Below are 23,267 nucleotides of genomic sequence, written 5' to 3' on the forward strand. Positions count from 1 at the left end.
GAAAGCCCAGATCAGCAGGCTGGTTCCCATGACAGAAGTCGTGCGGCTGAACGCCGTGAGCAAGGTGTACGGCAAGGGACACGGCGCGGTGGCCGCGCTGCGCGAGGTGTCGGTGGGCATCCCGGCGGGCACGTTCACCGCGATCATGGGTCCTTCCGGCTCGGGCAAGAGCACGTTCCTGCACTGCGCCGCCGGCCTGGACCTGCCCACCTCGGGGTCGGTCCGGCTCGGCGGCACCGAGCTGGCCGGCATGAACGAGACCCAGCTGACCGAGCTGCGCCGGAAGCGCGTGGGCTTCGTCTTCCAGGCGTTCAACCTGGTCGCCTCCCTCACCGTGACCGAGAACATCACGCTCCCGCTCACCCTGGCGGGCGTCAGGCCGGACCCGGCCTGGCTGGCGGAGATCGTGCGCCGGGTCGGGCTCGACGGGCGCGCCGGGCACCGTCCCGCCCAGCTCTCCGGCGGGCAGCAGCAGCGCGTGGCGATCGCCAGGGCGCTGGTCACCAGGCCCGAGGTGGTGTTCGGTGACGAGCCCACGGGGGCGCTCGACACCATGACCGCACGCGACGTGCTGGTCCTGCTGCGCGAGGTCGTCTCCGGGCTCGGCCAGACCGTGGTGATGGTCACCCACGACCCGGTGGCCGCCTCGTACGCCGACACCGTGCTGTTCCTGGCGGACGGCCGGATCGTGGACTCGATGAGCGCCCCGGCCGCCGACAAGGTCGCCGAGCGGATGACCAGGCTGGGGGCGTGGACGTGATGATCTCCTTCGCGTGGCGGACCATCGGGCACCGCAGGGCCGGGTTCGCGGGCGCGTTCGTGGCGCTGCTGTGCGCGGCGGCGCTGGTGACGGCCTGCGGCATGCTGCTGGAGACGGGCCTGCGGGGTGCGGTGGCGCCGGATCGCTACGCGGGCGCCCCCGTCGTCCTGGCCGGCGACCAGTACGCCCGGCACACCAAGGCGAACGGCAAGACGAAGGCGAAACCGCTCGCCGAGCGCCGCTGGATCCCCGAGAGGATCGCCGGCGAGGTCAGGCGGGCGCCGGGCGTGACGAAGGTCGTGACGGAGGTGACGTTCCCGTTCGCCGGGTTCACCGCGCACGGCTGGGAGTCGGCCGCGCTCACCCCGTTCACGCTGGCGAGCGGCCGCCCGCCGCGCGCCGCCGGCGAGGTCGTCGTGGACGCCCGGCACCGTACGGCGAAGATCCCCGGATACCGGGTCGTCGGCGTCACCGCGCAGGCGCTGCCCAGCCAGGACACGATCTTCTTCAGCACGGCCGAGGCCCGCCGCCTGGCCGGGCGCGACGGCCTCGTCACCGCGATCGGCGTCTTCCCCCGGGTGGACGTCAAGGTCGACGGCGCGCTCGCCTACACCGGCGACGCGCGCGGCACCGTGGAGTTCCTCGACGCGGAGAACGCCAGGGTCAAGCTGATCAGCCTCGGCGGCGCGCTCGGCGGCACCTCGCTGCTCGTGGCGATCCTCGTGGTGGCCGGCACGTTCGCGCTCTCCATCCAGCAGCGCCGGCGCGAGCTGGCCATGCTGCGCGCCGTCGCGGCCACGCCCCGGCAGATCAGGAAGCTCATCGGCGGCGAGGCGCTGACGATCAGCGTGGTCGCCGGGACGATCGGCGCGGGTGGCGGGATCCTGCTGGGGCTCTGGCTGCGTGAGCGCTTCGTCGAGCTCGGCGCCGTGCCGGAGAACCTGGCGCTCGTCGTCAGCCCGTTCCCGGCGCTCGCCGCGCTGCTCGCCACTCTGGCCGCGGCGTGGACCGCCGCCCGCGTGTCGGCCCGCCGCGTCGCCAGGATCAGGCCGGTGGAGGCGCTGAGCGAGGCGGCGCTGGCCGCTGCCGGGCTGCCCCGGGCGCGGACGGTCGCCGGCGTGCTCGTCCTCGCGGGCGCCGTGGCGCTGACGATCCTGCTGGCGAACCTGTCCGTCGAGGCGGCCTCCAGCCCGGTCTCCATGCTGACCGCGCTGGTCTGGACGGTCGCGGTGATCCTGCTCGGCCCGGCGCTCGCCCGCGCGGTCACGGCGCTGCCGCTGCGCGTGCCCGGCGCCGGCGGCTACCTGGCGCACCGCAACCTGCGCGCCGGCACCGGGCGGCTCGCCGCGGTGATCGGGCCGCTCACCCTCATGACCGCGATGACGAGCACCATCCTGTTCTCCCCCGCCACGCTCGGGCACGCCGCGCAGCGGGAGCTGAACGCCGGCATCACCGCCGACCACGTGCTCGACCCCGGCGCGTCCGCCGAGGCCGCCCGCAAGGTGCCCGGCGTGCGCGCGGCCACGGAGGTGCTGCGCACCACCGCCCGGATCGAGCTGGAGAAGTACGGCGTGCAGGCGGTCACGCCCGAGGGCCTGGACCGCACCATGGACCTCGGCGTGACGGCGGGCTCGCTGGACGGCTTCGGCGGCACGTCGGCGGCGGTCAGCCGCACCGCGGCCGACCGGCTCGGCGTCGGCGTCGGCGACCGGCTCGCCCTGACGCTCGGCGACGGCACCCCCGCCACGGTCCGGATCGCGGCCGTCTACGCGCGCGGCCTCGGCTTCGCCGACCTGACGCTGCCCCACGAGCTGGTCGCCGCGCACGTGGACGACCCCCGCGCCACCGTCCTGGTCTCCGGTGGCGAACGTGCCGCGCTGGAGCGCGCCCTGCCCGGCGTGGCCGTGCGCGACCGGGCCGAGGCGGCGGAGGCCGGCACCTCCAACGCGGCCGTCACGTACGTCGCGATGGGCCTGATCATCGGCTTCTGCGCCATCGCCGTGGTCAACACGCTGGCCATGTCCACCTCGGCCAGAAGCCGCGAGCTGGCGCTGCTCCGCATGGTCGGCACCACGCGGCGGCAGATCCTGGGGATGCTGCGCACGGAGACGGCGGTCGCCGCCGCGCTGGCCGTGACGCTCGGCACCGGGATCTCGCTGCTGACGCTGGCCGCGTTCGGCGCCGGGATGACGGGATCGGCCACGCCCTACCCGCAGCCGCTCGGCTACCTGGGCGTCGTCGCCGCCACCGTCGCGCTGGCGCTGGCCGCCACCGCGGTCCCGGCCAGGTTCGCGCTGCGGGCCCGTCCGGCCGAGGCGCTGGCCGCCCGGGAGTGAGACGTACTTCACCGTTTCCCGAGACTGTCCCGGCCTGCGCGCAATACGCTCTGCCAGGAAGCGATCACACTCAGGTGAGGGAAAAGGCATGATCAGGCCGGTCGAAGAGCGATACCGCACGGTGCGCGACCTGTTCCCCGAGCTGCGCATCGAGATGGTGGGCGGTCGCATCGTGGTCAACGAGCCCGGCACCTGGCAGCACAACACGATCATCGCCCAGGCGCTCTTCCAGCTGCTGCCCGCCGTAGCCGAGCGCGGCTGGGAGGTGTGGCCCAACATCAGCGTGTTCATCGGCCCCGAGGCCGACCGCTACGTGCCCGACCTGACGGTGGTGCCGCCGAACCCGGTGATGGAGACCGACGAGGCGGTCCACGGCCACAGCACGATGCTGCTCGTCGACGTGGTGGCCGCGGGTAACGCCTACGACGACCACGTCGTCAAGCCGATGAGCTACGCCCCGGCGGGGGTGCCGCTCTACCTGGTGGTCGACCCGTTCCAGCGGATGGTCAAGCTGCACAGCGCGCCCGAGGTGAGCGGCTACACGCAGGTGACGGTGGAGCCGGTGGGCGTGGCCCTGCGCCTGCCCGCGCCGTGGGACTGCACGCTCGACACCGGCAAGCTGCTCGACGTCTGAGCGGTCCCCGGCGCGGGGGAGGCGGCTCCCCGCGGCGGGGGAGTCGGCGGCGGGGCCCCGGCCCGCAGACTCGACGGCATGGCGAAGCGGCTCGCGGCGGCCTGGACCGCCGCCTACGGTGCGGTGCACGTGTGGTGGCTGGTGGCCGGGGCTCCCGAGTTCGGGAGGTTCGGCGAGTCGTTCGTGCCGGGGGAGTGGCCGCCGATCGTGCTGGCGGCGCTGGCCACGACGGCCTGCCTGCTCCCGGCGGGCCGGGCCGCCGTGGCGCTCGGCTGGACGGCCGGGGCGGGGCTGGTCGGCTACTGCTTCCTGTTCGCGCTGGACCTGGTGGGCCTGCTGTTCGGTGAGCCGCTGGACGTGCCCGGCTTCCTCGTCCGGGGCGCGGGCGTGGCGGCCGGGGTGCTGACCATGCTGCGCGCGGTCGCCGCCCGGCGGCTCGTCGCCGGCGCCTGCCCGGCCTGCGGGCGCTCCCACGGCAGCAGCCCGGAGTCCCGTACGGACCCGTCCCCGCGCTGGGCGTACGTGGCGGCGTACGCGGCGGTGGCGGGGGCCGTCGCGCGGATCGCCGGGCAGCTCGCCGACTGGCCGTGGGCGACGGGCGACCCGGCGGGGCCGATCTTCCTGACGCTGTACGCGCTGGCCGGGACGCTGCTGCCGATGGCGCTGGTGCACCGGTGGGGGCGGATCTGGCCGGGCTGGGTGCCGGGAGTGGCCGGGCGGGAGGTGCCTCGGTGGGTGGTGCTGGTGCCCGCGTTCCTGGTCGGCGGCGGACTTACCGGATATTTCGGGATAGCGGGGTTCAGCATGATGCTGACCGAGGGCACGGGGCAGCCGCTCTGGTGGACGCTGACCGTGATCCCCGGCTACACGGTGTGGGGGATCGGCCTGCTCGTCGCGGCCGCCTCGTACACGATCATGACGAAGCCGCCCTGCGTCAGAGCTTTCGCACCAGCGTGAGGCCGTCGGCGACCGGCAGCATGAGCACGGTCACCCGGGGGTCCTCCCGGACCAGGTCGTTGAACTCGCGCATCAGCGCCGTCGGGGCGTCGTCGTGCGCCGGGTCGGCCACGTGCCCGCGCCGCAGCGTGTTGTCCACCATCAGCAGCCCGCCCGGCCGCAGCCGGTCGACCAGCAGCTCGTAGTAGCGGGGGTAGCTGGGCTTGTCGGCGTCGAGGAACGCCAGGTCGATCGGCTCGTCGAAGCCGGCCAGCGTCTCCACGGCCGGGCCCAGCGTGAGCGTCACCCGGTCGGCCACCCCGGCCCGCTTCCAGTAGCGGCGGGCGACGGAGGTCCACTCCTCGCTCACGTCGAAGCAGTGCAGCCGCCCGCCCGACAGGCCGCGCGCGATGCACACCGACGAGTAGCCGGTGAACGTCCCCACCTCGACCGCCACCCGGGGCGCGACGAGCTGGGTGATCATCGTCAGGAACGTGCCCTGGTCGGCGGAGATCTGCATCCCCGCGTCGTCGCCCGTCAGCTCCGCGGTCTCGGCCGCCAGCTCGCGCAGCAGCGGGTCGGGCGGGGTGGAGTGGTCGAGGATGTACTGCGCGACCTGCGAGGTCAGGACGTATGCCTTCATGGATCTTGTTTACCACCCGGAAGGGCTCGCGGCCGGGTCAGGTAGGGTCGGGCGGATGATGAAGAGGGTGGCGGCAGTGGTGGTCGCCTGCGTGACGCTGGCCGTGATCGCGGTGGTGACGGTGTCAGGGCCCGGCCGGTCGTCGGCCTCCGGCGAGGTGCGGCTGATGCGCCAGCCCGACGGCTCCATGGTGCTGGCCGACAAGGGCGGCGACGCCCCCGTGCTCGACCTGTACGAGGACTTCGACTGCCCCGTCTGCAAGGAGCTGCACAGCCGGGTCGACGCCACCATCCAGCGGCTGGCCAGGGAGGGCCGGGTCAAGGTCGTCTTCCACCCGGTGACGATCTTCCAGCAGGAGCCGATGCGCTCCAACTCCATCCGGGCCGCCGCGGCCGCCCGCTGCGTGCCCGAGGCCAACTGGCTGGCCTTCCGCGACGCCCTCTACGCCATGCAGCCGGCGCCTCACGGCATCGCGTCCGGGTTCACCGTGGAGGAGCTGGCCAAGGCCGCGAGCACGGCCGGGGCGACGGCCGTCGGCGAGTGCGTGACCTCGCAGGCGTACGCGGACTCCCACGTGGCCGCGAGCGCCAAGATCCGCATCGAGGGCACGCCCACCGTGGTGCTGAACGGCCGGGTGCTGGGCAACGAGGCGTTCGACCCGGCCGCGCTGGAGCAGGCCATCACGGGCGGCACCGGGGTGACCGTCTGACGACACCGTCCCACAGGATGAGATCGATGTGCCAGATGGTGAGTGGGTGTGGCACACTCACAAGCACCATGTTCTACGGTCTGCTCATTATCGGCAGGCGCGCTGGCTGACACAGGGACAACGCCAGCGCGCAGACCTCTCACGTCCGTGAGGGGTCTTTTTGTTTTCCAGACCTCCATCAGAAAGAAGAACCATGGCCGACGACCGCTTCCACGTCTACGACACGACGCTGCGTGACGGCGCACAGCAGGAGGGGCTCAACCTCACCGTCGCCGACAAGATCAGCATCGCGCGGCACCTGGACGGCCTGGGCGTCGGCTTCATCGAAGGGGGCTGGCCGGGCGCCAACCCCAAGGACACAGAGTTCTTCAGGCGCGCTCAAACAGAGCTCGACCTGAAGCACGCGCAGCTCGCCGCGTTCGGTGCGACCCGCCGAGCCGGGGTGAAGGCAGCCGACGACCCGTTGGTGGCCGCTCTGCGCGAATCCGGCGCGCCGGTCGTGACCCTTGTCGCCAAGAGTCACGACCGGCACGTGGAGCTGGCCCTCCGCACGACTCTCCAGGAGAACCTCGCGATGATCCGCGACACGGTCTCTCACCTTCGTGCGGAGGGACAGCGAGTCTTCCTCGACGCCGAGCACTTCTTCGACGGCTACACGTCCAACCCAGCCTACGCGCTGGAGGTCATCCGCACCGCCGCCGAGGCGGGCGCCGACGTCATCGCCCTGTGCGACACCAACGGCGGCATGCTGCCCGACGAGCTCGCCGAGGTCGTGCACGCCGCCGTGCAGACCAGCGCCCGGGTCGGCATCCACTGCCACGACGACACCGGCTGCGCCGTCGCCAACACGCTGGCCGCCGTCAGGGCCGGCGCCACCCACGTGCAGGGCTGCGCCAACGGCTACGGCGAGCGCTCCGGCAACGCCAACCTGTTCACCGTCGTGGCCAACCTCCAGCTCAAGCGCGGCTTCGACCTGGTGCCGCCGGAGGCGCTCGCCGACATGACCCGCATCGCCCACGCGATCACCGAGGTCACCAACGTCACGCCCAACTCCCACGCCCCCTACGTCGGGGCCTCCGCCTTCGCGCACAAGGCGGGGCTGCACGCCAGCGCCATCAAGGTCGACCCCAACCTCTACCAGCACATCGACCCCGCCCAGGTGGGCAACGACATGCGGATGCTGGTCTCCGACATGGCCGGGCGGGCCTCGGTCGAGCTCAAGGGCCGCGAGCTGGGCTACGAGCTCGGCGCGGCCGACACCAAGACGCTCGTCGAGCGGGTCAAGGACCTGGAGTCCAAGGGGTTCACGTTCGAGGCGGCCGACGCCTCCTTCGAGCTGCTGCTGCGCGACACCGTCCACGGCGAGCGGCGCCGCCACTTCGAGGTCGAGTCGTGGCGGGTGATCGTCGAGCGCACCAAGGGCGGCGAGCTGGTCAGCGAGGCCACGGTCAAGCTCCACGCCAAGGGCGAGCGGATCGTCGCCACCGGCGAGGGCAACGGCCCGGTCAACGCCCTGGACAAGGCGGTCCGCCAGGCGCTGGAGAAGCTCTACCCCGAGCTGGCCAGGCTGGAGCTGGTCGACTACAAGGTGCGGATCCTCGAAGGCACCCACGGCACGGGCGCCATCACCCGGGTGCTCATCACCTCGAGCGACGACACCGCCGAATGGGCGACCGTCGGCGTGGCCGAGAACATCATCGACGCCTCCTGGCAGGCCCTGGAGCAGGCGGTCACGTACGGCCTGCTCAGGGCCGGCCACGAGACCGACTAGGACCGCACCGCGATCAGGTGCTGGCGGCGGCGTCCGAGCAGGTTGTCCAGGGCCCAGGCTCCCGGGCCCAGGACGGCGATGAGCAGGAACGCCCAGCAGTACATCGCCGCCAGCTCGCCGCCGTTGCGCAACGGCAGCAGGTCGGCGGGCTGGTGGACCATGAAGTACGCGTAGGCCATCGTGCCCGAGGCGAGCGTGGCGGCGACGCGGCTGAACAGGCCGCTCATCACCAGCAGGCCGCAGACGAGCTCGATGAGCGCCGCCCACCAGCTCGGCCACGCCATGAAGGCGACGGCCTGGCCGGTTCCGCGATTGCCTCCCATCACGCCGAACAGCGATGTAACGCCGTGAATGCTGAAGAGGAATCCGGTGACGATGCGGAAGAGCGCGAGCACGGGCTGGGCGAACCGGTCTAGGGGGTGCATGGGATCACCTTCCGAATGCCGCTCCTGCGGGGTGAATGCAGGAAATAGGAAAACCGGTGAGTAAAGTTTTCGCGACCCCATTGGCGCAGTTCCCATTAGGGTGTAGTGCGGTCGTTGAAATGTCAATTCCCGGCGTCCGAAGAGCGCCGGGAACTGTGGGTGACCTGGATATTCGCGATGAAATCAATAACGAAACATTGTTCCGTCAGAAGAGGCCGGCGGCGAAGCTCACCCCGTCGACCGTGACCTTGCCCCCCGAGCACGACACCTTCGGCGAGCCGGTGCCCGGCACCACGATCGTCAGCAGCGACCTGGCCGCCGGCGACACCACCACGTTGGTCCGCTGCTTGGCCAGGTAGGTGGGCGACATCCAGCCCAGCTTGCCCCCGCGCTGCACCTTCTGCCCGCCGACCGGCTTGCACGAGGAGAGCTGGACCAGCGTCACCTTGAACTTGCCGTCACTCAGCACCACCCGGCCGCCCCGGTTGGACACGAGCTTGAACGCGTCGTCGAACCGCCACAGGCTCTGCACCTTCTTGCCGCCCGACGCCTCGTCCAGCACCGCCATCAGGTCGTCGCCGTGGTTGACCAGGACCGAACGGGTGCGGGTCACGCCGTAGGCCTTGTCGGAAAGGCGGAACGACTGGCGGCCGGAGCCGTACTTCGTCTTGGTGAGTTTGCTGGCCGTACGCGGGCGGAAACGCTCGCCCACCACGGTCGGGACGTTGTGCGCCTGCGGCGAGAGGGTCCAGTAACGGTAGGAGTTCTTCTCGTAGGAGTGGAATCCCGCGTCGACCAGGATGTCACGGCCGTGCGCGTAATAGGTGACGCCCAGATGGTCCTCGTGGCCGTGCCACTTCATGCCGGGGCCGAACCGGATCGAGTAGAAAGCCGACTCCGGCTTGCCCCAGGCCGTCCGGCCGAACACGTAACCCGCGTTGTAGGTCCTGACCTCCTGCTTGGGCGTGCCCGCGTCCATCTTCGGCTCGGTCTCGGCGCTGCCGTCGCCGATCGGCACCATGTAGCCGTTGGGCTGGGTGGAGTGGGCGATGAAGTCCTTCAGCGCGTGGGTCCGCTCGCTGATGTCGCCCGGCACCTTGCGGCCGCACGAGCGCATGCCCTCCATCGCGACCTGCAGCCGGTTGTGGACGTAGACGGCGTAACGCGGCGCCTGCTCCATGAGCGCGCCCTGCGAGTCGACGTCGAGCCTGACCGTGCCCCGCAGGCGCTTGACCGCCAGGTCGGCCCAGTCGCGCCGGTCGTAGCGGCAGCCGATCGCCAGCAGCGCGATGTCCTGGTCGATGCCGTGGTTGTGGCCCTTCTTGTAGAGCCGCGCGTCGGACAGCAGCTTGGCGTGGGTGGCCAGGCTCTCCTTCAGCCACGCGTCCTTGACGTGCATGCTCAGGCACACCAGCGGCTGCGTGCGCAGCGACACCGGGTGGTCCTTCCACACGTACGCCTTGGTGCCCCGCGCGCCCAGCTTGTTGTGGGCCACCCAGTCCTTGGTGATCTCCTCGGCGCGCCGCAGGTAGCGCTCCTCGCCGGTCCGCTCGTACTCGACGACGAGCGTGCCCATCCAGCGCAGCGACTGGAACACGTACTCCCAGGACCGGTTCCTGTACGGGCTCGCCGCCCAGTTGATCTTCTTGCCGAGCTTGAACGCGGGCAGGCCCACCAGGGAGATCTCGCCGGCCATCACGTCGGCGGCGGTGGGGGTGCCCGGCAGCCAGTCGCCCTGGCACTGGGCGGTCCGCTTGACCGGGGCTTCGGCCCGCGCCGGGCTCACCGTCCCGCTGAGCAGGAGCGTGAGAGCAAGGGGGATCGCGAGGCGGCGCACGCCAGATTCCTTCCGGACCGAAAGACGGGGGCGCCACATGCTGTCCGACCGGCGAACTCAAGGTCAAGTTGGCCCCCGCGATCGTTAGCGGCTCGATGCGCCATGCTTCTGCCATGCGATACGACGACCTGGTGATCCCCGACACGTCCGTCTGCCGCGCCGCGCTGGAGGTGGCCACCCGCTACCACACGCCGTCGCTGCTCAACCATTCGATCCGGGCCTACCTGTGGGCCGCCGCGTACGCGCCGGAGCACGGCATCGCGTTCGACGCCGAGCTGCTGTGGGTGTCGGCGATGCTGCACGACATCGGGCTCGCCGCCGAGTTCGACAGCCACACCGTGCCGTACGAGGAGGCGGGCGGGCACGTGGCCTGGGCGTTCTGCGCCGGCGCCGGCTGGCCGGAGGAGCGCAGGCAGCGGGCGGCCGAGGTGATCGTCCGGCACATGTGGGCCGAGGTGTCGGTCGAGCAGGACCCGGAGGGGCACCTGCTGGAGCTGTCGACCGGCATGGACATCTCCGGCAGGAACACCGACCGGATCCCCGGCGGCGTGCGGCAGGAGGTGCTGCGGCGCTACCCGAGGCTGGAGATCGCCGGGGAGTTCGCCGCCTGCATCGCGGACCAGGGGGCGCGCAAGCCGGACAGTTTCGCGGGCGGGTTCGTGCGGGCGGGCATCGCCCAGCGCATCGCCGCGAACCCGCTCGACAGGTGAAATTTCAGGACTTGGGGGTGGCGCTCTGGACGACCTCGAACGACCACAGCTGCGACCCCGACGCGGCCGGCCCCTGACCGTGCCCGTGGCCCTGGCCGGGTCCCTGACCGTGCCCGTGGCCCTGGCCGGGTCCCTGACCCTGGGCAGGGCCCTGACCCTCGGCCTCGGCCCTGGCCTGGGCATGGCCGCGCTGGAACGCCTGGCTCTCCTGCCAGCGCTGGAAGTCCTCCTCGCTGCGCCAGCGGGTGTAGACCAGATACTGGTCGGTGCCGTCGACCGGCCGCAGCAGCTCGAACCACTCGAACCCATCGGCCGACTCGACCATCCCGGCCCGGTTGGCGAACCGCTGCTCCAGCTGCTCCCGCATCTCGGCGGGCACGGTCAGCACGTTGATCTTCACGACGGAAGGCATGTCAGCTCCTCGGCAAAGTTGGTCCACCAAGCAAACCACGCCCCGCCCCGGTACCGGGCGGACCCGCACCGGTGGCGGCGATAGCCTTGTCAGGTGCGTATAGCGAGGTTCTCCACAGGTGAAGGCGTCTCGTTCGGCGTGGTCGAAGGCGGTCCGGGCGAGGAGTTCGTCTCCGCGATCTCCGGTCACCCGTTCGGCCAGGTCCAGTTCACCGGCGAACGCTTCCCGCTCTCCCAGGTGCGGCTGCTCGCCCCGATGCTGCCGAGCAAGGTCGTCGCCATCGGCCGCAACTACGCCGAGCACGCCCGGGAGATGGGCAACGAGGTGCCCGACGAGCCGCTCATCTTCATGAAGCCGTCCACCTCCGTGATCGGCCACGGCGAGGCGATCGCCTACCCGACCACGCTCTCGCACCGCGTCGACTTCGAAGGCGAGCTCGCCGTGGTCATCGGCCGGCTGTGCCGCGAGGTGCCCGCCGAGCGCGTCAAGGACGTCATCTTCGGCTACACCTGCGCCAACGACGTCACCGCGCGCGACCTGCAGAAGAAGGACGTGCAGTTCACCCGGGCCAAGGGGTTTGACACGTTCTGCCCGATCGGCCCGTGGATCCAGACCGACCTGGACCCCGCCGACCTGGCGCTGACCACGACGGTCAACGGCGAGATGCGGCAGAGCGGCCGCACCAGCCAGCTCATCCATGACATCCCCGCCCTCGTCGCCTACGTCAGCGCGGTCATGACGCTGATCCCCGGCGACGTGATCCTGACCGGCACCCCGGCCGGAGTCGGCCCGCTGGAGATCGGCGACGAGGTCAGCGTCGGGATCGAAGGCATCGGCACTCTGACGAACAAGGTGGTCTCTCGTGACTGATCTACGGGTGCGCTTCGCCCCGTCCCCAACCGGCATGTTCCACGTCGGCGGCGCCCGCACGGCGCTGTTCAACTGGGCGCTGGCCGAGCAGACGGGCGGCCGCTTCGTGCTGCGCATCGAGGACACCGACGCCACGAGGAACCGGCCGGAGTGGACCGAGGGCATCATCTCCGCCCTCGACTGGATCGGCATCAACGGCACCAACCCCGTCTTCGAAGGCCCGTACTTCCAGTCGGCCTACGAGCCGCAGCACCGCGAGGCCGTCGCCAAGCTCCTGGCCGGCGGCGGCGCCTACCACTGCGACTGCACCCGCGAGCAGCTCGTCGCCCGCACCGGCTCCGAGCACAAGGGCTACGACGGCCACTGCCGCGAGCGCGGCCTCACCGAGGGCGCCGTTCGCTTCCGCACGCCCGACGAGGGCGTCACCGTCGTCGAGGACCTGGTCCGGGGCCGGGTCGAGTTCCCCAACGACGCCCAGGAAGACTTCGTCATCGCCCGCACCGACGGCTCGCCTCTGTACGTGCTCGCCAACGCGGTCGACGACATCACCCAGGGCATCACCCACGTCGTGCGCGGCGAGGAGCACCTGGGCAACGCCGCCAAGCAGCAGCTCCTGTGGCCGGCGCTCGGCGCGGTCCCGCCCGTGTGGGCCCACCTGCCGGTGATCGTCAACGAGCAGCGCAAGAAGCTGTCCAAGCGCCGCGACAAGGTCGCCCTGGAGGACTACCGCGCCGAGGGCTACCTGGCCGAGGCGATGGTCAACTACCTCATGCTGCTCGGCTGGGGGCCCGGCGACGACCGCGAGATCATGCCCTGGTCGGAGATGGTGCCGCTGTTCCGGCTGGAGGACGTCAACTCCTCCAGCGCCTTCTTCGACGAGAAGAAGCTGCGCGCCTTCAACGGCGAGTACATCCGGGCGCTGCCCATCGAGACGTTCGAGGAGCGGTGCCTGCCCTACCTCGACCCGTCCTGGGACCGCGAGCGGTTCAGCAAGGTCGCCGCGCTCGCCCAGACCCGCATCGGCGTGCTGTCGGAGATCCGGCAGAACGTCGACTTCCTCTTCCTGCCGGAGCCGGTCTTCGACCAGGCGTCCTGGGACAAGGCGATGAAGAACTCGCCGCGCGAGATCCTCTCCGGCTACCTGGAGCGGCTCGACACCGTGAGCTGGGACCCCGAGTCGCTCAAGGTCGCGCTGGAGGAGGTCGGCGCCGCCCACGGCCTCAAGCTCGGCAAGGCCCAGGCTCCGGTCCGCGTCGCCGTCACCGGCCGCACGGTGGGGCTGCCGCTGTTCGAGTCCATCGAGGTCCTCGGCCGCGAGCGCTCCCAGGAACGCCTCCGCGCCGCCCTCAGCCGCCTCGACGGCTGACCCGCCGCCGCCCCGGCCACCGGCCGGGGCCCCTCGGGCCGGTCACCGCGGTCCGCCCGCCCGCGTGGTGCGGGGGAGTACGGCGGCGGTGAGGCTGAGGGTCGCGCCGGCGGCCATCGACAGCCACACCCCGGTGACGCCCAGCCAGACGCTCAGCGCGTACGCGAGGGGCAGCTGGACGGCGAAGCCCGCCAGGGTGGCGGCGAGCAGCCGGCCGCCTCTCCCGGTGGCCTGCAGCACGCCGCCCACGGCGATCAGCCCGCCGAACGGCACCAGATAGAGCGTCATCCAGCGCAGGAATCCCACGGCGGGCCCCGGGTCGGCGGCGAACAGCGCGGCGACCGGCTCGGCGGCCACGTTGAGCACCGCCGCCACCACGGCGCCCGTGGCCAGCCCGGCGAGCAGGGGCGACCCGGTGTGCTCGCCCCGGGCGGTGCGGATCATCGTGGCCTGGCGGAGCGCGTAGAACGCCATCACCCCGGCCAGCATCACCTTCTGCCCGACCCCGTACCCGGCCAGCTCGGCGGTGCCGAAGCCGGCGACGAGGTCGACGAGCACCATGCCCACGAGCGCCCGCGCCAGGAAGTCCCCGGACATGGGAAGCCCGGTGCGCACCACCGCCCCCACGAGCAACCCAGCCCCGGGCTCCGTGCTCGCTTCCGTGCTCGCTTTCGTGCTCGCTTCAGGGCTGCGCAGGGCGGGGAAGGAGGCCGCCAGGGTGATGGCGCGGGCGAGCACGGTTGCCAGGGCGGCGCCCTCGACGCCGAGGCCGAGCCCGTGGATGAACAGCGGGTCCAGCGCGACGACCAGCGCGTTGCACAGCAGCGCGTGGCGCATCGGCCGCCTGGTGTCGCCCCGGCCCTTGAGCACCCCGTCCACGACCGTCTGGGCGAAGTAGACGGGCCATCCGGCGAAGGCGAGGAGGAAGTACGCCTCCCCGCCCGCCAGCCAGAGCCCGGCTGCCGTGATGGGCACGGAGAGTCCCGCCCACAGCACCCACCCGGTCCTGACGACGGGCGCCAGCGGGGCGTGCCCGTCGCGCCGCCCGACGAGCACGGTCACGCCCGTCGGCACGGCCAGGAAGATCCCGTAGGCCAGGGTCTCGGCGGTCGTGGCGATGGTCACCGTGGCGATGGCGTCCTCGCCGAGCCCGGACACCCAGAGCAGGTCGATGAGCCCCACCGCCACGACGGCCGTGAGCAGTTCCACGTAGATGGGCGTCGCCAGCCTGAACACGCATACCTCGAATCGTAATATCTCGATTAGAGGTATAGCGTTACGATGCATCCCATGGCAAGCGGCGGTGACCTGACCCTGTCCATCCTGGGGTTCCTCGGCGAGCGCCCCATGCACGGCTACGAGCTCAAGGCCAGGATCGCCGCGCTGACCGGCCACCTGCGCCCGGTCAGCGACGGCGCCCTCTATCCGGCGATCGCCCGGCTGGAGTCCAAGGGCCTCGTCGAGCGGCACGAGGAGGCCGGCACGCACGCCGCCCGCCGCCAGGTCCTCACGCTCACCCCGGCGGGCCGCGAGGAGCTGCTGAGGCGCCTGCGCGAGCCCAGCGACCTCGACATCAGCGACCAGACCCGGTTCTTCGGCCTGCTGACGTTCCTGTCAGCCCTGCGCGACCGGGCCGAGCGGGCCGGGGTGCTACGGCGCAGGCTGGCGTTCCTGGAGGCCCCGGCGAGCTTCTTCCACGAGGGGGGCGCGCCGGTGCGGATCAAGGACGAGCACGACCCGTACCGGCGCGGCATGCTGATCGTCGCCCGAGCCTCCAGCGAGGCCGAGCGGACATGGCTGCGCGAGGCCATCGCGGAGCTCGAAACTCCCCGCGACGACCCCGCGCGATGACACTGGTGACCCCGGTGACCCTGGTGACCCCGGGCCGGGTCACACCAGGCCGCGGCGCTCCAGCAGCGGGCGGATGCCCGGCTCGCGGCCCCGGAAGTTGCGGAACGCGGTCAGCGCGTCGACGCTGCCGCCCTTCGACAGCAGCTCCCGCCGGAAGTGGTCGCCGTTGGCCCGCTTGAGCCCGCCGTTCTCCTTGAACCACTCCACGCTCTCGGCGTCGAGCACCTCGCTCCAGATGTAGGAGTAGTAGCCCGCGCTGTAGCCGCCCGAGAAGACGTGCGCGAAGTAGTTGGTCCGGTAACGCGGCCGCACCAGCGGGAACGCGATGCCGGCCGCCTCCAGCGCCGCCGCCTCGAACGCCTCGGCGTCGGTCACCTCCTCGCCCGGGGCCAGCTTGTGCCAGGCCCAGTCGAGCAGCGTCGCGGCCAGATACTCCACGGTCTTGAAGCCCTGGTTGAACCGCTCGGCCGCCTTCAGCTTGGCCACCAGCTCGGCCGGCATCGGCTCGCCGGTCTCGTGGTGGCGGGCGTAGCTTTCGAGGATCTCCGGCCAGGTCACCCACATCTCGTTGACCTGCGACGGATACTCGACGAAGTCACGCGGCACGTTGGTGCCCGACACCCTCGGGTAGCGCACCTCGGAGAACAGCCCGTGCAGCGCGTGCCCGAACTCGTGGAAGGCCGTGTTGACCTCCTCGTACGTCAGCAGCGTCGGCCCTTCGGCGGGCTTGGTGACGTTCAGGTTGTTCATCACGACCGGCTTCTCGCCGAACAGGAACGACTGGTCGACCAGGTTGTTCATCCACGCGCCGCCGCGCTTGTTGGCCCTGGCGTACGGGTCCAGCAGGAACAGGCCGAGTGCCTCGCCGCCCTCGTCGGACACCTCGAAGACGCGCACGTCCTCGTGGTAGCCGTGCAGGTCGGGCCGGTCGGCGAAGCTCAGCCCGTACAGCAGCTCGGCGGCCCGGAAGATGCCGTCGCGGAAGACGCGGTCCAGCTCGAAGTAGGGGCGCATGGCGTCGGCGTCGAGGTCGTAGCGGGCCCGGCGCACCTTCTCGGCGTAGTAGGACCAGTCCCACGGCTCGATCGCGAACCCGGCCTGCTCCGCCAGCGCCTCGGCCTCCTCGCGGGCGTTGCGCACGGCCGGGCCGACGAGCTGGGAGAGCATCTCCTCGACGGCCTCCACGGTCTTGGCCGTCTCGTCGGCGACCACGTACGCGGCGTGGCTGGGGAAGCCGAGCAGCGCGGCGCGCTCGGCGCGCAGGCTCGCCATCCGGATCGCGATCGCGCGGTTGCCGGGCGCCCGCTCGACGCTCAGCTCGTACAGGCGGCGGCGCACGTCGCGGTCGGTGAACTGGGCCAGCGCGGGCTGGTTGGTGAAGTTGAGCAGCGGCAGCACGTAACGGCCGTCCTGGCGCAGCGACCTGATCGTGGCCTCGTCGAGCCCGTCGAGCTCCTTGGCGTCGTCGACGACCAGGGCCGACTCGGTGGAGGCCTTGAGCAGGTTCTGCGAGAACTCCGTCGACAGCGTCGACAGCTCCTCGTTGAGCGCCCGCAGCCGCTCCTGCTCCGGCTCCGACAGGTCGGCGCCGGCGCGGACGAAGTCGTCGCGGTACTTCTCCAGCAGCCACGCCTCCTCCGGGTCGTCGGTCGTGACCCGCTTGAGCCGGTCCCACAGCGCCCGGTCGAGGCGGATCGCGTCGCTGTGCCTGGCCAGCTCAGGCGAGATGCGCTTCTCGATCTCCATCAGCGCGTCGGAGGTGTTGGAGGACGCCATCGAGTAGAAGACCGTCGCCACCCGGTTCAGGACGCGCCCGGACCTCTCCAGCGCGGCGACCGTGTTGTCGAACGTGGGCGGCTCCTCGGCGGACGCGATGGCCGCCACCTCGGCCAGCTGCTCGGCCATCCCCCGCTCGAACGCGGGCAGGTAGTGCTCCTCCCGGATCTCCGCGAAGGGCGGCAGCTGATAGGGCAGGGTGCTTGGGGCGAAGAACGGGTTCTCGGCCAACGCTGAGGCTCCTCCACGTGGTGATTTGTCCCCATCAGCTTGGCACGTCACGGCCGGTGCCGGACCCCGCCGCGTATTCGTTTTGGTCTTACCCCCCGAGCTGGGCTATTCTTTCGGACATCGCCGAGCGCGCCCCGCAGGGGGTCCGCCGCGGTGGGGTATGGTGTAATTGGCAGCACGACTGATTCTGGTTCAGTTAGTCTAGGTTCGAGTCCTGGTACCCCAGCACAGTGCAGTGACAGTGCGGATGTTTCGATCAGAAACATCCGCTTTCTTGTTTGCATGACCGAGTTCCGCATGCGTCGCGGTTCCTTCTACGCGTTCGCCGCCCCCTTCCTGATGCCGCTCGCGCTCTTCTTCCCGGTCTGCCTGGCGCTGGGCGCGATCCTCACCCGGAGCACGCTCCTCGGCGTCCTCGTCGCCGCCGCGGCCACGGCCGCGCTCGTCGGCGTGCTCGCGGTCAAATACCGGCGGATGGTCGACGGCACCGTGGTGCGCTTCTCGCCGCAGGGCGTCGAGCTGTCCGACTCGTACGGCTTCCGCCTGCGGCTGGCGTGGGCCGACATCGAGCGCGTCGACGTGGTGGAGAGCCCGATGGCCGGCCGCAGGGTGATCGGCCGTCCCGGCGGCGTCCGGGTGCGCGCCGGGGAGATGCGCACGATCGGCCTCGTCGGCTGGGGCTCGCGGGTGCTGCCGGGCCGCGTCCCCGGCTGGATGCGCGACCACCTGGCCCGGGTGCCCGTCCACCCCGAGTCCGGGCTGCAGTGGCTCGGCATCCCGCTCGGCGCGATCGACCCGCTGTGGGAGCGCGGGCCGATGGGTGAGCTGGTACGACAGCGCAGGCCCGATCTGATGGCCCGATAGCGGTTTGGTTGTGCTCCTCGCCGTGCGGTAGAGTTACGTCCGTTGCCGGGGAGGCCCGGCACCAGCTTGTGGACAGGGTCCCGTCGTCTAGTGGCCCAGGACGCCGCCCTCTCAAGGCGGTAGCGCCGGTTCGAATCCGGTCGGGACTACCACTGTCACAAGCTCATGAAGGTCCCGTCGTCTAGTGGCCCAGGACGCCGCCCTCTCAAGGCGGTAGCGCCGGTTCGAATCCGGTCGGGACTACGCCTTCACCTGAAGACCCGGCCCATCTGGCGCCGGGTCTTTTCGTTTTACGCAATGAGACGCGAAAGCGCGCCCCCCGGTGCGGGAGGCGCGCTTCCTACTGTGCGGCGGACTACTGCGCGGCGGAGCGGGCCTTGAACAGCGCCCGCCGGGCCGCCTTGGCGATCTGCTTGTCCGGATGCACCTGGGAGATCAGGTCCAGCAGCTCCTCCACGTGCGCGTGCGGGATCTTCCACACCACGTCCAGCAGGTTGTTGAGCAGCTCCGGCCCGATGTCGCGCAGGCTGCCCACGAACTCCTGCCGCCCCAGCCCGGCCGAGATGGTCCACATGTCGAGGATCAGCCAGTTGGTGTCGTCAGGGGTGGGCTCGGGGGCGCCCTCCACGCCGAGCTGGCTCAGGTGCGTGGCCGCGTAGGGGCGCAGCGACACCTCGTCGAGCGCGGCCTGCCAGGCGGGCACGGCGGCCTCGCCGAGCGTGCCGACGACGCTGGCCGCCTGCACCCGGATGAGCGCGTCGTCGCCGTCCTTGGCGGCGGCCTCCAGCAGCTCCTCGGCGGCCTTGGCGGGCTCGCGCAGCCGCATCCAGGCGGCGAACTCCGCGTCGGCCTCCTCCTCGGGCAGCTCGGCGCTGAGGACCAGCAGCTCGTGCGCGCTCATCGACTCGATGGCGGGCCGGGCGTCGATCTCGATGTCGGAGTCGTCGAGCAGGTGGACGACGCCCTCGGTGCCGAGCGGCGTGAGGCTGACGGTGTCGCCGGAGACCTCCGTCATGCCGTAGCCGGCCAGCCAGGTGAGCGCGGGGGCGAGCGGGTCGCCCGCCTCGTGCCACGCCTGGGCGCCCAGCTCGTCGATCTCGGCGGCGGCCTCGGCCAGCTCGCGCCGCAGCCCGGCCAGATCGCGTGAGCCGCCCGCGAGCAGCAGCCTGACCAGCAGGCCCCGGGTGAGGCCGGCCAGGGCCATGGTGAGGTCCTCGTCGGCCAGCTCGGGGTCGCCGTAGTCGACGGAGTGGAGGCCGAGCATCCAGGCGTCGAGCACGTCCTCGTCGTCGTCGAACGGCCACTCGGCGGTGTCGTCCTGCACGGCCACCGTGTTGCCCTCGCCCGGCTCCAGGAACTCCAGGTCGACGGCGAGGTTCCACAGGTTCCACAGGTCGGGCACGGCCTCGGCGAGCGCGCCCTCGGTCTCCGGCCTGGGCAGGCCGACGGCGGCCAGCGCCTCCTCGACCTCGGCGTCGGACAGCAGCGTGTCCTCGCCGACGCGGCGGCCGGAGCCGACCCACAGGGCCAGGTCACGGGCCTTGGCGATGAGCGGCACCGCGCGCGCGGCGGCGGCCAGCTCGGCGTCGGGCCGCAGCCTGATCGTGGGCAGGTCGGCCAGATCGTCGGCGAAGGGCTCGAAGTCGCCGAGGTCGCCCGTCTCGTCCTCGTCCTCGACGTCCTCGATCAGGTCTTCCATCAGCTCGACGAAGTCGTCCTCCACGTCGTCGAGCTCGGCCTGCAGATCGGCGAGGCTGTCGGAGCCCTTGGCCAGCCTGCCGGTGCTCGACAGGAAGGTCAGGTAGGCGTCGACGGCGGGGAGCATGCCGTCGGCGGCCGCGTCGGGGTCGTCGACGACCTTCGGCATGCGATCGAGCAGCAGGTTGCGCAGGTCGGCGCGCTTCCACGTGCCGAGGTCCTGCGAGAAGGCGAGACGGTGCCACAGTGCGGCGGGCCCCACGAGCTCGGGGTCGCTGTCGGGCGCGTTGGTCCGTGCCCACAAGATGAACTCTTCGAGCAGGGGTCGCAGCTCAGTGGCGGCTACCTCGATGCGATCTGTCACGCACTCAGGCTAGTGCGCCAGCGACGCACTCGGCTCCCTAAATACCGGCTTTGGCGGATCATGACGTGCGTCGCATGGCCTCCGTGATGCGCTCGGCCGCGGCCATCACCGGCACCGCGTGCAGCCGCCCCGGGGCGCGGGTCAGGCGCTCGATGGGACCCGACACGCTGACCGCCGCGATCACCTTGCCGCCGCTGCCCCTTATGGCGGCTGAGACGCTCGCCACACCCTGCTCGCGCTCTCCCACGCTGTGGGCCCACCCCCGGCGCCGCACGGAGGCGAGGGTGGCGGCGGTGAACTTGGCGCCGCGCAGCCCCCGGTGCAGCCGATCGGGCTCCTCCCAGGCCAGCAGGATCTGGGCCGCCGACCCGGCGGTCATCGGCAGCGCCGAGCCGACGGGCACGGTGTCGCGCAGGCCGCTGGAGCGCTCGGCGGCGGCCACGCACACCCGCTCGTCGCCCTGCCGCCGGTAGAGTTGCGCGCTCTCGCCGGTCAGGTCCCTCAGCTGCATGAGCACGGGCGCGGCGACCGCGAGCAGGCGGTCCTCGCCGGCGGCCGTGGACAACTCCGAAAGCCTGGGGCCGAGCACGAACCTGCCCTGCGTGTCACGGGTCACGATGCGGTGGTGCTCAAGGGCGACGGCCAGCCGGTGGGCCGTGGGGCGGGCCAGGCCGGTGGCCTGGACGAGCTGCGCCAGTGACGCCGGTCCGGCTTCGAGGGCGTTGAGCACCAGAACGGCCTTGTCCAGTACTCCGACTCCGCTAGAGTTGTCCATACACCGATACTGCCGTCTCGACATATGAGAAGGCAAGTCGGAGGTCTGTCTCAAGGAGGAGATCCCATGGGCCGCACACTGGCCGAGAAGGTCTGGGAGCAGCACGTCGTGCGCCGCGCCGACGGCGAGCCCGACCTGCTCTACATCGACCTGCACCTCATCCACGAGGTGACCAGCCCGCAGGCGTTCGACGGTCTCCGTCTCGCCGGCCGGACCGTGCGAAGGCCCGATCTCACCATCGCCACCGAGGACCACAACGTGCCGACCGTCCTCGGCCCGATCTCCGACCCGGTGTCCAAGACGCAGGTCGAGACCCTGCGCAAGAACGCCGCCGAGTTCGGCCTGCGGCTCCACCCGATGGGCGACGCCGGCCAGGGCGTGGTCCACATCATCGGCCCGCAGTTCGGCCTGACGCAGCCCGGCATGACGATCGTGTGCGGCGACTCCCACACCTCCACCCACGGCGCGTTCGGCGGCATCGCGTTCGGCATCGGCACCTCCGAGGTCGAGCACGTGCTGGCCACCCAGACGCTGCCCGCCTACCGGCCCAAGACGATGGCCATCGAGGTCTCCGGCGAGCTGCCCGTCGGCGTCACCGCCAAGGACCTGATCCTGGCCATCATCGCCAAGATCGGCACCGGCGGCGGCCAGGGCTACATCGTCGAGTACCGCGGCGAGGCCGTGCGCAAGCTCTCCATGGAGGGCCGCATGACGGTGTGCAACATGTCCATCGAGGCGGGCGCCAGGGCCGGCCTGATCGCGCCCGACGAGACCACGTTCGCCTACCTCGAGGGCCGCCCGCACGCGCCGTCGGGCGAGGCGTGGGACCAGGCCGTCGCCTACTGGAAGACGCTCAGGAGCGACGACGACGCCGTCTTCGACAAGGTCGTCGAGATCGACGCCTCGACGCTGACGCCGTACGTCACCTGGGGCACGAACCCCGGCCAGGGCCTGCCGCTGAGCGGCAGCGTCCCCGCCCCGGAGAGCTTCGCCGACCCGGTCGCCCGCTCGGCCGCCGAGCGCGCCCTCGAATACATGGGCCTGACCGCCGGCACCCCGCTGCGCGACATCGAGGTCGACACCGTCTTCGTCGGCTCGTGCACCAACGGCCGCATCGAGGACCTGCGCTCGGCCGCCGAGATCCTGCGCGGCCGCCAGGTCCGGACGCGCACGCTCATCGTCCCCGGCTCGATGCTGGTCAAGCGCCAGGCCGAGGAGGAGGGCCTGCACGAGGTGTTCAAGGCCGCCGGCGCCGAGTGGCGCGAGGCCGGCTGCTCCATGTGCCTTGGCATGAACCCCGACACCCTCCAGCCGGGCGAGCGCAGCGCCTCCACCTCCAACCGCAACTTCGAGGGCCGCCAGGGCAAGGGTGGCCGCACCCATCTGGTGTCGCCGCAGGTCGCCGCCGCGACCGCCGTCACCGGCCGCCTGACCGCCCCCGCCGACCTCTAGGAGACCCACCGATGGAAGCCTTCACCACCCACACCGGTACGGCGGTGCCGCTGCGCCGCAGCAACGTCGACACCGACCAGATCATCCCGGCCGTCTGGCTCAAGCAGGTCAGCCGCACCGGGTTCGAGAAGGGCCTGTTCGCCGCCTGGCGCGAGGACCCGGCCTTCGTCCTCAACGACCCCGCCTACTCGGGCGCGTCCGTCCTGGTCTCCGGCCCCGACTTCGGCACCGGCTCCTCGCGCGAGCACGCCGTGTGGGCGCTCCAGCAGTACGGGTTCCGCGTCGTGATCGCCGCCCGGTTCGGCGACATCTTCCGCAACAACTCCACCAAGATGGGGCTGCTGCCGGTCGTGCTCCCGGGCGACAAGGTCGAGGCGCTGCAGGACGCCGTCGAGGCCGACCCGGGCCTCCAGGTGACCGTCGACCTGGCCGAGCGCCAGGTCCGCTGGGCCGGCGAGACCGTCGCCTTCGAGATCGACGACTACACCCGCTGGCGGCTCATGGAGGGCCTGGACGACATCGGGCTGACCCTGCGTCACGCCGACGACATCGCCACGTACGAGAATGGTCGGCAGCCATGGCTGCCGACCACCGTCTAGACGACGACGAGCTGGCGCGGCGGTTGCGCGAAGCGCACCGCCGCGTCCGCATGCTGCCCCTGACCGACCGCGCCGACCGCGAGCGGCTGGCGCGCCACTACCTGTCCATCTGCGACCAGGCCAAGCTCGATCCCGGCCGCGCGGCCGCCCGCCTGGACAACTTCCTGGCCGTTCTCGACGAGGCCGCCGACACGCCACGCGAGGACGAAAACACGCCGGGTGATTGAGTTCCCCCCCGATCCCGCCTA

At 71.4% G+C, this 23,267-nt stretch carries 22 protein-coding genes and 3 tRNA genes; 17 read left to right on the plus strand and 8 right to left on the minus strand.

What is annotated here, in order from left to right; all coding sequences use genetic code 11:
- The first annotated feature begins 28 nt into the window (after positions 1 to 28).
- The 4 genes from ACWDXC_RS05740 to ACWDXC_RS05755 all read left to right on the plus strand — a co-directional run bounded on the left by ACWDXC_RS05740 (position 29) and on the right by ACWDXC_RS05755 (position 4,687).
- Entirely contained in the window at positions 29 to 760 is a 732-nt protein-coding gene (locus ACWDXC_RS05740) for an ABC transporter ATP-binding protein (RefSeq protein ID WP_357586905.1), read from the plus strand.
- Positions 760 to 3,096, plus strand: coding sequence for an FtsX-like permease family protein (locus ACWDXC_RS05745; protein ID WP_449979797.1), 2,337 nt, complete (start codon positions 760 to 762; stop codon positions 3,094 to 3,096). The genes ACWDXC_RS05740 and ACWDXC_RS05745 overlap by 1 nt, the downstream gene beginning before the upstream one ends.
- An 88-nt stretch (positions 3,097 to 3,184) precedes the next feature.
- Entirely contained in the window at positions 3,185 to 3,730 is a 546-nt protein-coding gene (locus ACWDXC_RS05750) for a Uma2 family endonuclease (RefSeq protein ID WP_219517281.1), read from the plus strand.
- A 78-nt stretch (positions 3,731 to 3,808) separates the two neighbouring features.
- Positions 3,809 to 4,687 (plus strand): hypothetical protein, encoded by an 879-nt coding sequence (locus tag ACWDXC_RS05755; RefSeq protein ID WP_449978444.1) that lies wholly within the window; start codon positions 3,809 to 3,811, stop codon positions 4,685 to 4,687.
- Here ACWDXC_RS05755 and ACWDXC_RS05760 read toward each other — a convergent pair.
- Positions 4,665 to 5,309: an O-methyltransferase gene (locus ACWDXC_RS05760; RefSeq protein ID WP_449978447.1), complete on the minus strand. Its 645-nt coding sequence runs from the start codon at positions 5,307 to 5,309 to the stop codon at positions 4,665 to 4,667. The genes ACWDXC_RS05755 and ACWDXC_RS05760 overlap by 23 nt on opposite strands.
- Before the next feature lie 55 nt (positions 5,310 to 5,364).
- Here ACWDXC_RS05760 and ACWDXC_RS05765 point away from each other — a divergent pair, with 55 nt between their 5' ends.
- Both ACWDXC_RS05765 and cimA read left to right on the plus strand, forming a co-directional pair.
- Positions 5,365 to 6,018 carry a DsbA family protein gene (locus ACWDXC_RS05765; RefSeq protein WP_219517276.1) on the plus strand — a complete coding sequence of 218 codons (654 nt, stop codon included), beginning with the start codon at positions 5,365 to 5,367 and terminating at the stop codon, positions 6,016 to 6,018.
- A gap of 193 nt (positions 6,019 to 6,211) precedes the next feature.
- On the plus strand, positions 6,212 to 7,789 hold the full coding sequence (gene cimA / locus ACWDXC_RS05770; RefSeq protein WP_449978451.1) for a citramalate synthase: 1,578 nt from the start codon (positions 6,212 to 6,214) through the stop codon (positions 7,787 to 7,789).
- On the opposite strand, the gene ACWDXC_RS05775 is transcribed toward cimA, so the two are convergent.
- On the minus strand, positions 7,786 to 8,214 hold the full coding sequence (locus ACWDXC_RS05775; protein WP_219517272.1) for a DoxX family protein: 429 nt from the start codon (positions 8,212 to 8,214) through the stop codon (positions 7,786 to 7,788). The two genes, cimA and ACWDXC_RS05775, sit on opposite strands and share 4 nt — an antisense overlap.
- A gap of 205 nt (positions 8,215 to 8,419) precedes the next feature.
- Positions 8,420 to 10,051: a heparinase II/III family protein gene (locus ACWDXC_RS05780; protein ID WP_449978455.1), complete on the minus strand. Its 1,632-nt coding sequence runs from the start codon at positions 10,049 to 10,051 to the stop codon at positions 8,420 to 8,422.
- Positions 10,052 to 10,164: 113 nt separating this feature from the next.
- Between ACWDXC_RS05780 and ACWDXC_RS05785 the strand changes: the two genes are divergently transcribed.
- The gene (locus tag ACWDXC_RS05785; RefSeq protein WP_449978458.1) at positions 10,165 to 10,761 is read left to right on the plus strand and encodes an HD domain-containing protein; all 597 of its coding nucleotides are present in this window, start codon (positions 10,165 to 10,167) and stop codon (positions 10,759 to 10,761) included.
- 4 nt (positions 10,762 to 10,765) lie between these two features.
- On the opposite strand, the gene ACWDXC_RS05790 is transcribed toward ACWDXC_RS05785, so the two are convergent.
- A complete protein-coding gene (locus tag ACWDXC_RS05790; protein ID WP_449978461.1) occupies positions 10,766 to 11,173 on the minus strand; it encodes an antibiotic biosynthesis monooxygenase family protein in 408 nt (135 codons plus the stop codon).
- 93 nt (positions 11,174 to 11,266) lie between these two features.
- On the opposite strand from ACWDXC_RS05790, the gene ACWDXC_RS05795 reads away from it, so the two are divergent.
- Both ACWDXC_RS05795 and gltX read left to right on the plus strand, forming a co-directional pair.
- A complete protein-coding gene (locus ACWDXC_RS05795; protein ID WP_219517264.1) occupies positions 11,267 to 12,043 on the plus strand; it encodes a fumarylacetoacetate hydrolase family protein in 777 nt (258 codons plus the stop codon).
- Entirely contained in the window at positions 12,036 to 13,409 is a 1,374-nt protein-coding gene (gene gltX, locus ACWDXC_RS05800; protein ID WP_364176067.1) for a glutamate--tRNA ligase, read from the plus strand. The genes ACWDXC_RS05795 and gltX overlap by 8 nt, the downstream gene beginning before the upstream one ends.
- Before the next feature lie 42 nt (positions 13,410 to 13,451).
- Here gltX and ACWDXC_RS05805 read toward each other — a convergent pair whose 3' ends face one another.
- Positions 13,452 to 14,645, minus strand: a complete 1,194-nt coding sequence (locus ACWDXC_RS05805; protein ID WP_449978466.1) for an MATE family efflux transporter — start codon at positions 14,643 to 14,645, stop codon at positions 13,452 to 13,454.
- Positions 14,646 to 14,699: 54 nt separating this feature from the next.
- Between ACWDXC_RS05805 and ACWDXC_RS05810 the strand changes: the two genes are divergently transcribed.
- Positions 14,700 to 15,260 (plus strand): PadR family transcriptional regulator, encoded by a 561-nt coding sequence (locus ACWDXC_RS05810; protein ID WP_449978469.1) that lies wholly within the window; start codon positions 14,700 to 14,702, stop codon positions 15,258 to 15,260.
- 39 nt (positions 15,261 to 15,299) lie between these two features.
- Here the strand turns inward: ACWDXC_RS05810 and ACWDXC_RS05815 are convergent, their stop codons facing one another.
- Positions 15,300 to 17,267, minus strand: a complete 1,968-nt coding sequence (locus tag ACWDXC_RS05815; RefSeq protein WP_449978471.1) for a M3 family metallopeptidase — start codon at positions 17,265 to 17,267, stop codon at positions 15,300 to 15,302.
- A 154-nt stretch (positions 17,268 to 17,421) separates the two neighbouring features.
- Here ACWDXC_RS05815 and ACWDXC_RS05820 point away from each other — a divergent pair.
- The 4 genes from ACWDXC_RS05820 (at position 17,422) to ACWDXC_RS05835 (ending at position 18,374) form a co-directional block, all read left to right on the plus strand.
- Positions 17,422 to 17,493: transfer RNA gene (locus ACWDXC_RS05820), tRNA-Gln, on the plus strand.
- Between the two features lie 56 nt (positions 17,494 to 17,549).
- A complete protein-coding gene (locus ACWDXC_RS05825) occupies positions 17,550 to 18,131 on the plus strand; it encodes a hypothetical protein (RefSeq protein WP_364176079.1) in 582 nt (193 codons plus the stop codon).
- A 76-nt stretch (positions 18,132 to 18,207) separates the two neighbouring features.
- A tRNA-Glu gene (locus ACWDXC_RS05830) sits at positions 18,208 to 18,283 on the plus strand.
- 18 nt (positions 18,284 to 18,301) lie between these two features.
- Positions 18,302 to 18,374 (plus strand) — tRNA-Glu (locus ACWDXC_RS05835).
- Positions 18,375 to 18,486: 112 nt separating this feature from the next.
- Here the strand turns inward: ACWDXC_RS05835 and ACWDXC_RS05840 are convergent.
- Together ACWDXC_RS05840 and ACWDXC_RS05845 are read right to left on the minus strand one after the other, a co-directional pair.
- Positions 18,487 to 20,193 carry a hypothetical protein gene (locus ACWDXC_RS05840; protein ID WP_219517255.1) on the minus strand — a complete coding sequence of 569 codons (1,707 nt, stop codon included), beginning with the start codon at positions 20,191 to 20,193 and terminating at the stop codon, positions 18,487 to 18,489.
- Positions 20,194 to 20,251: 58 nt separating this feature from the next.
- Positions 20,252 to 20,968 (minus strand): IclR family transcriptional regulator, encoded by a 717-nt coding sequence (locus ACWDXC_RS05845; protein WP_049556902.1) that lies wholly within the window; start codon positions 20,966 to 20,968, stop codon positions 20,252 to 20,254.
- Positions 20,969 to 21,034: 66 nt separating this feature from the next.
- Between ACWDXC_RS05845 and leuC the strand changes: the two genes are divergently transcribed.
- The 3 genes from leuC to ACWDXC_RS05860 are packed head-to-tail and all read left to right on the plus strand — an operon-like array spanning position 21,035 to position 23,246.
- The gene (gene leuC / locus ACWDXC_RS05850) at positions 21,035 to 22,420 is read left to right on the plus strand and encodes a 3-isopropylmalate dehydratase large subunit (protein WP_449978476.1); all 1,386 of its coding nucleotides are present in this window, start codon (positions 21,035 to 21,037) and stop codon (positions 22,418 to 22,420) included.
- 11 nt (positions 22,421 to 22,431) lie between these two features.
- Positions 22,432 to 23,019, plus strand: coding sequence for a 3-isopropylmalate dehydratase small subunit (leuD, locus tag ACWDXC_RS05855; RefSeq protein WP_449978479.1), 588 nt, complete (start codon positions 22,432 to 22,434; stop codon positions 23,017 to 23,019).
- Complete coding sequence (locus ACWDXC_RS05860; RefSeq protein ID WP_375071605.1) at positions 22,998 to 23,246, plus strand: SCO5555 family protein; 249 nt, start codon at positions 22,998 to 23,000, stop codon at positions 23,244 to 23,246. The genes leuD and ACWDXC_RS05860 overlap by 22 nt, the downstream gene beginning before the upstream one ends.
- The last annotated feature ends 21 nt before the right edge of the window (positions 23,247 to 23,267 follow it).

The organism is Nonomuraea sp. NPDC003214, from assembly GCF_053590035.1.

Coding starts and splice junctions, on each gene's coding strand:
- cimA (WP_449978451.1), top strand. CDS start 6,212: ATGGCCGACGACCGCTTCCACGTCTACGACACGACGCTGCGTGACGGC.
- ACWDXC_RS05825 (WP_364176079.1), top strand. CDS start 17,550: ATGACCGAGTTCCGCATGCGTCGCGGTTCCTTCTACGCGTTCGCCGCC.
- leuD (WP_449978479.1), top strand. CDS start 22,432: ATGGAAGCCTTCACCACCCACACCGGTACGGCGGTGCCGCTGCGCCGC.
- ACWDXC_RS05810 (WP_449978469.1), top strand. CDS start 14,700: ATGGCAAGCGGCGGTGACCTGACCCTGTCCATCCTGGGGTTCCTCGGC.
- ACWDXC_RS05775 (WP_219517272.1), bottom strand. CDS start 8,214: ATGCACCCCCTAGACCGGTTCGCCCAGCCCGTGCTCGCGCTCTTCCGC.
- ACWDXC_RS05785 (WP_449978458.1), top strand. CDS start 10,165: ATGCGATACGACGACCTGGTGATCCCCGACACGTCCGTCTGCCGCGCC.
- ACWDXC_RS05765 (WP_219517276.1), top strand. CDS start 5,365: ATGATGAAGAGGGTGGCGGCAGTGGTGGTCGCCTGCGTGACGCTGGCC.
- ACWDXC_RS05845 (WP_049556902.1), bottom strand. CDS start 20,968: ATGGACAACTCTAGCGGAGTCGGAGTACTGGACAAGGCCGTTCTGGTG.
- ACWDXC_RS05750 (WP_219517281.1), top strand. CDS start 3,185: ATGATCAGGCCGGTCGAAGAGCGATACCGCACGGTGCGCGACCTGTTC.
- leuC (WP_449978476.1), top strand. CDS start 21,035: ATGGGCCGCACACTGGCCGAGAAGGTCTGGGAGCAGCACGTCGTGCGC.
- ACWDXC_RS05790 (WP_449978461.1), bottom strand. CDS start 11,173: ATGCCTTCCGTCGTGAAGATCAACGTGCTGACCGTGCCCGCCGAGATG.
- ACWDXC_RS05760 (WP_449978447.1), bottom strand. CDS start 5,309: ATGAAGGCATACGTCCTGACCTCGCAGGTCGCGCAGTACATCCTCGAC.
- ACWDXC_RS05745 (WP_449979797.1), top strand. CDS start 760: ATGATCTCCTTCGCGTGGCGGACCATCGGGCACCGCAGGGCCGGGTTC.
- ACWDXC_RS05860 (WP_375071605.1), top strand. CDS start 22,998: ATGGCTGCCGACCACCGTCTAGACGACGACGAGCTGGCGCGGCGGTTG.
- ACWDXC_RS05755 (WP_449978444.1), top strand. CDS start 3,809: ATGGCGAAGCGGCTCGCGGCGGCCTGGACCGCCGCCTACGGTGCGGTG.
- ACWDXC_RS05740 (WP_357586905.1), top strand. CDS start 29: ATGACAGAAGTCGTGCGGCTGAACGCCGTGAGCAAGGTGTACGGCAAG.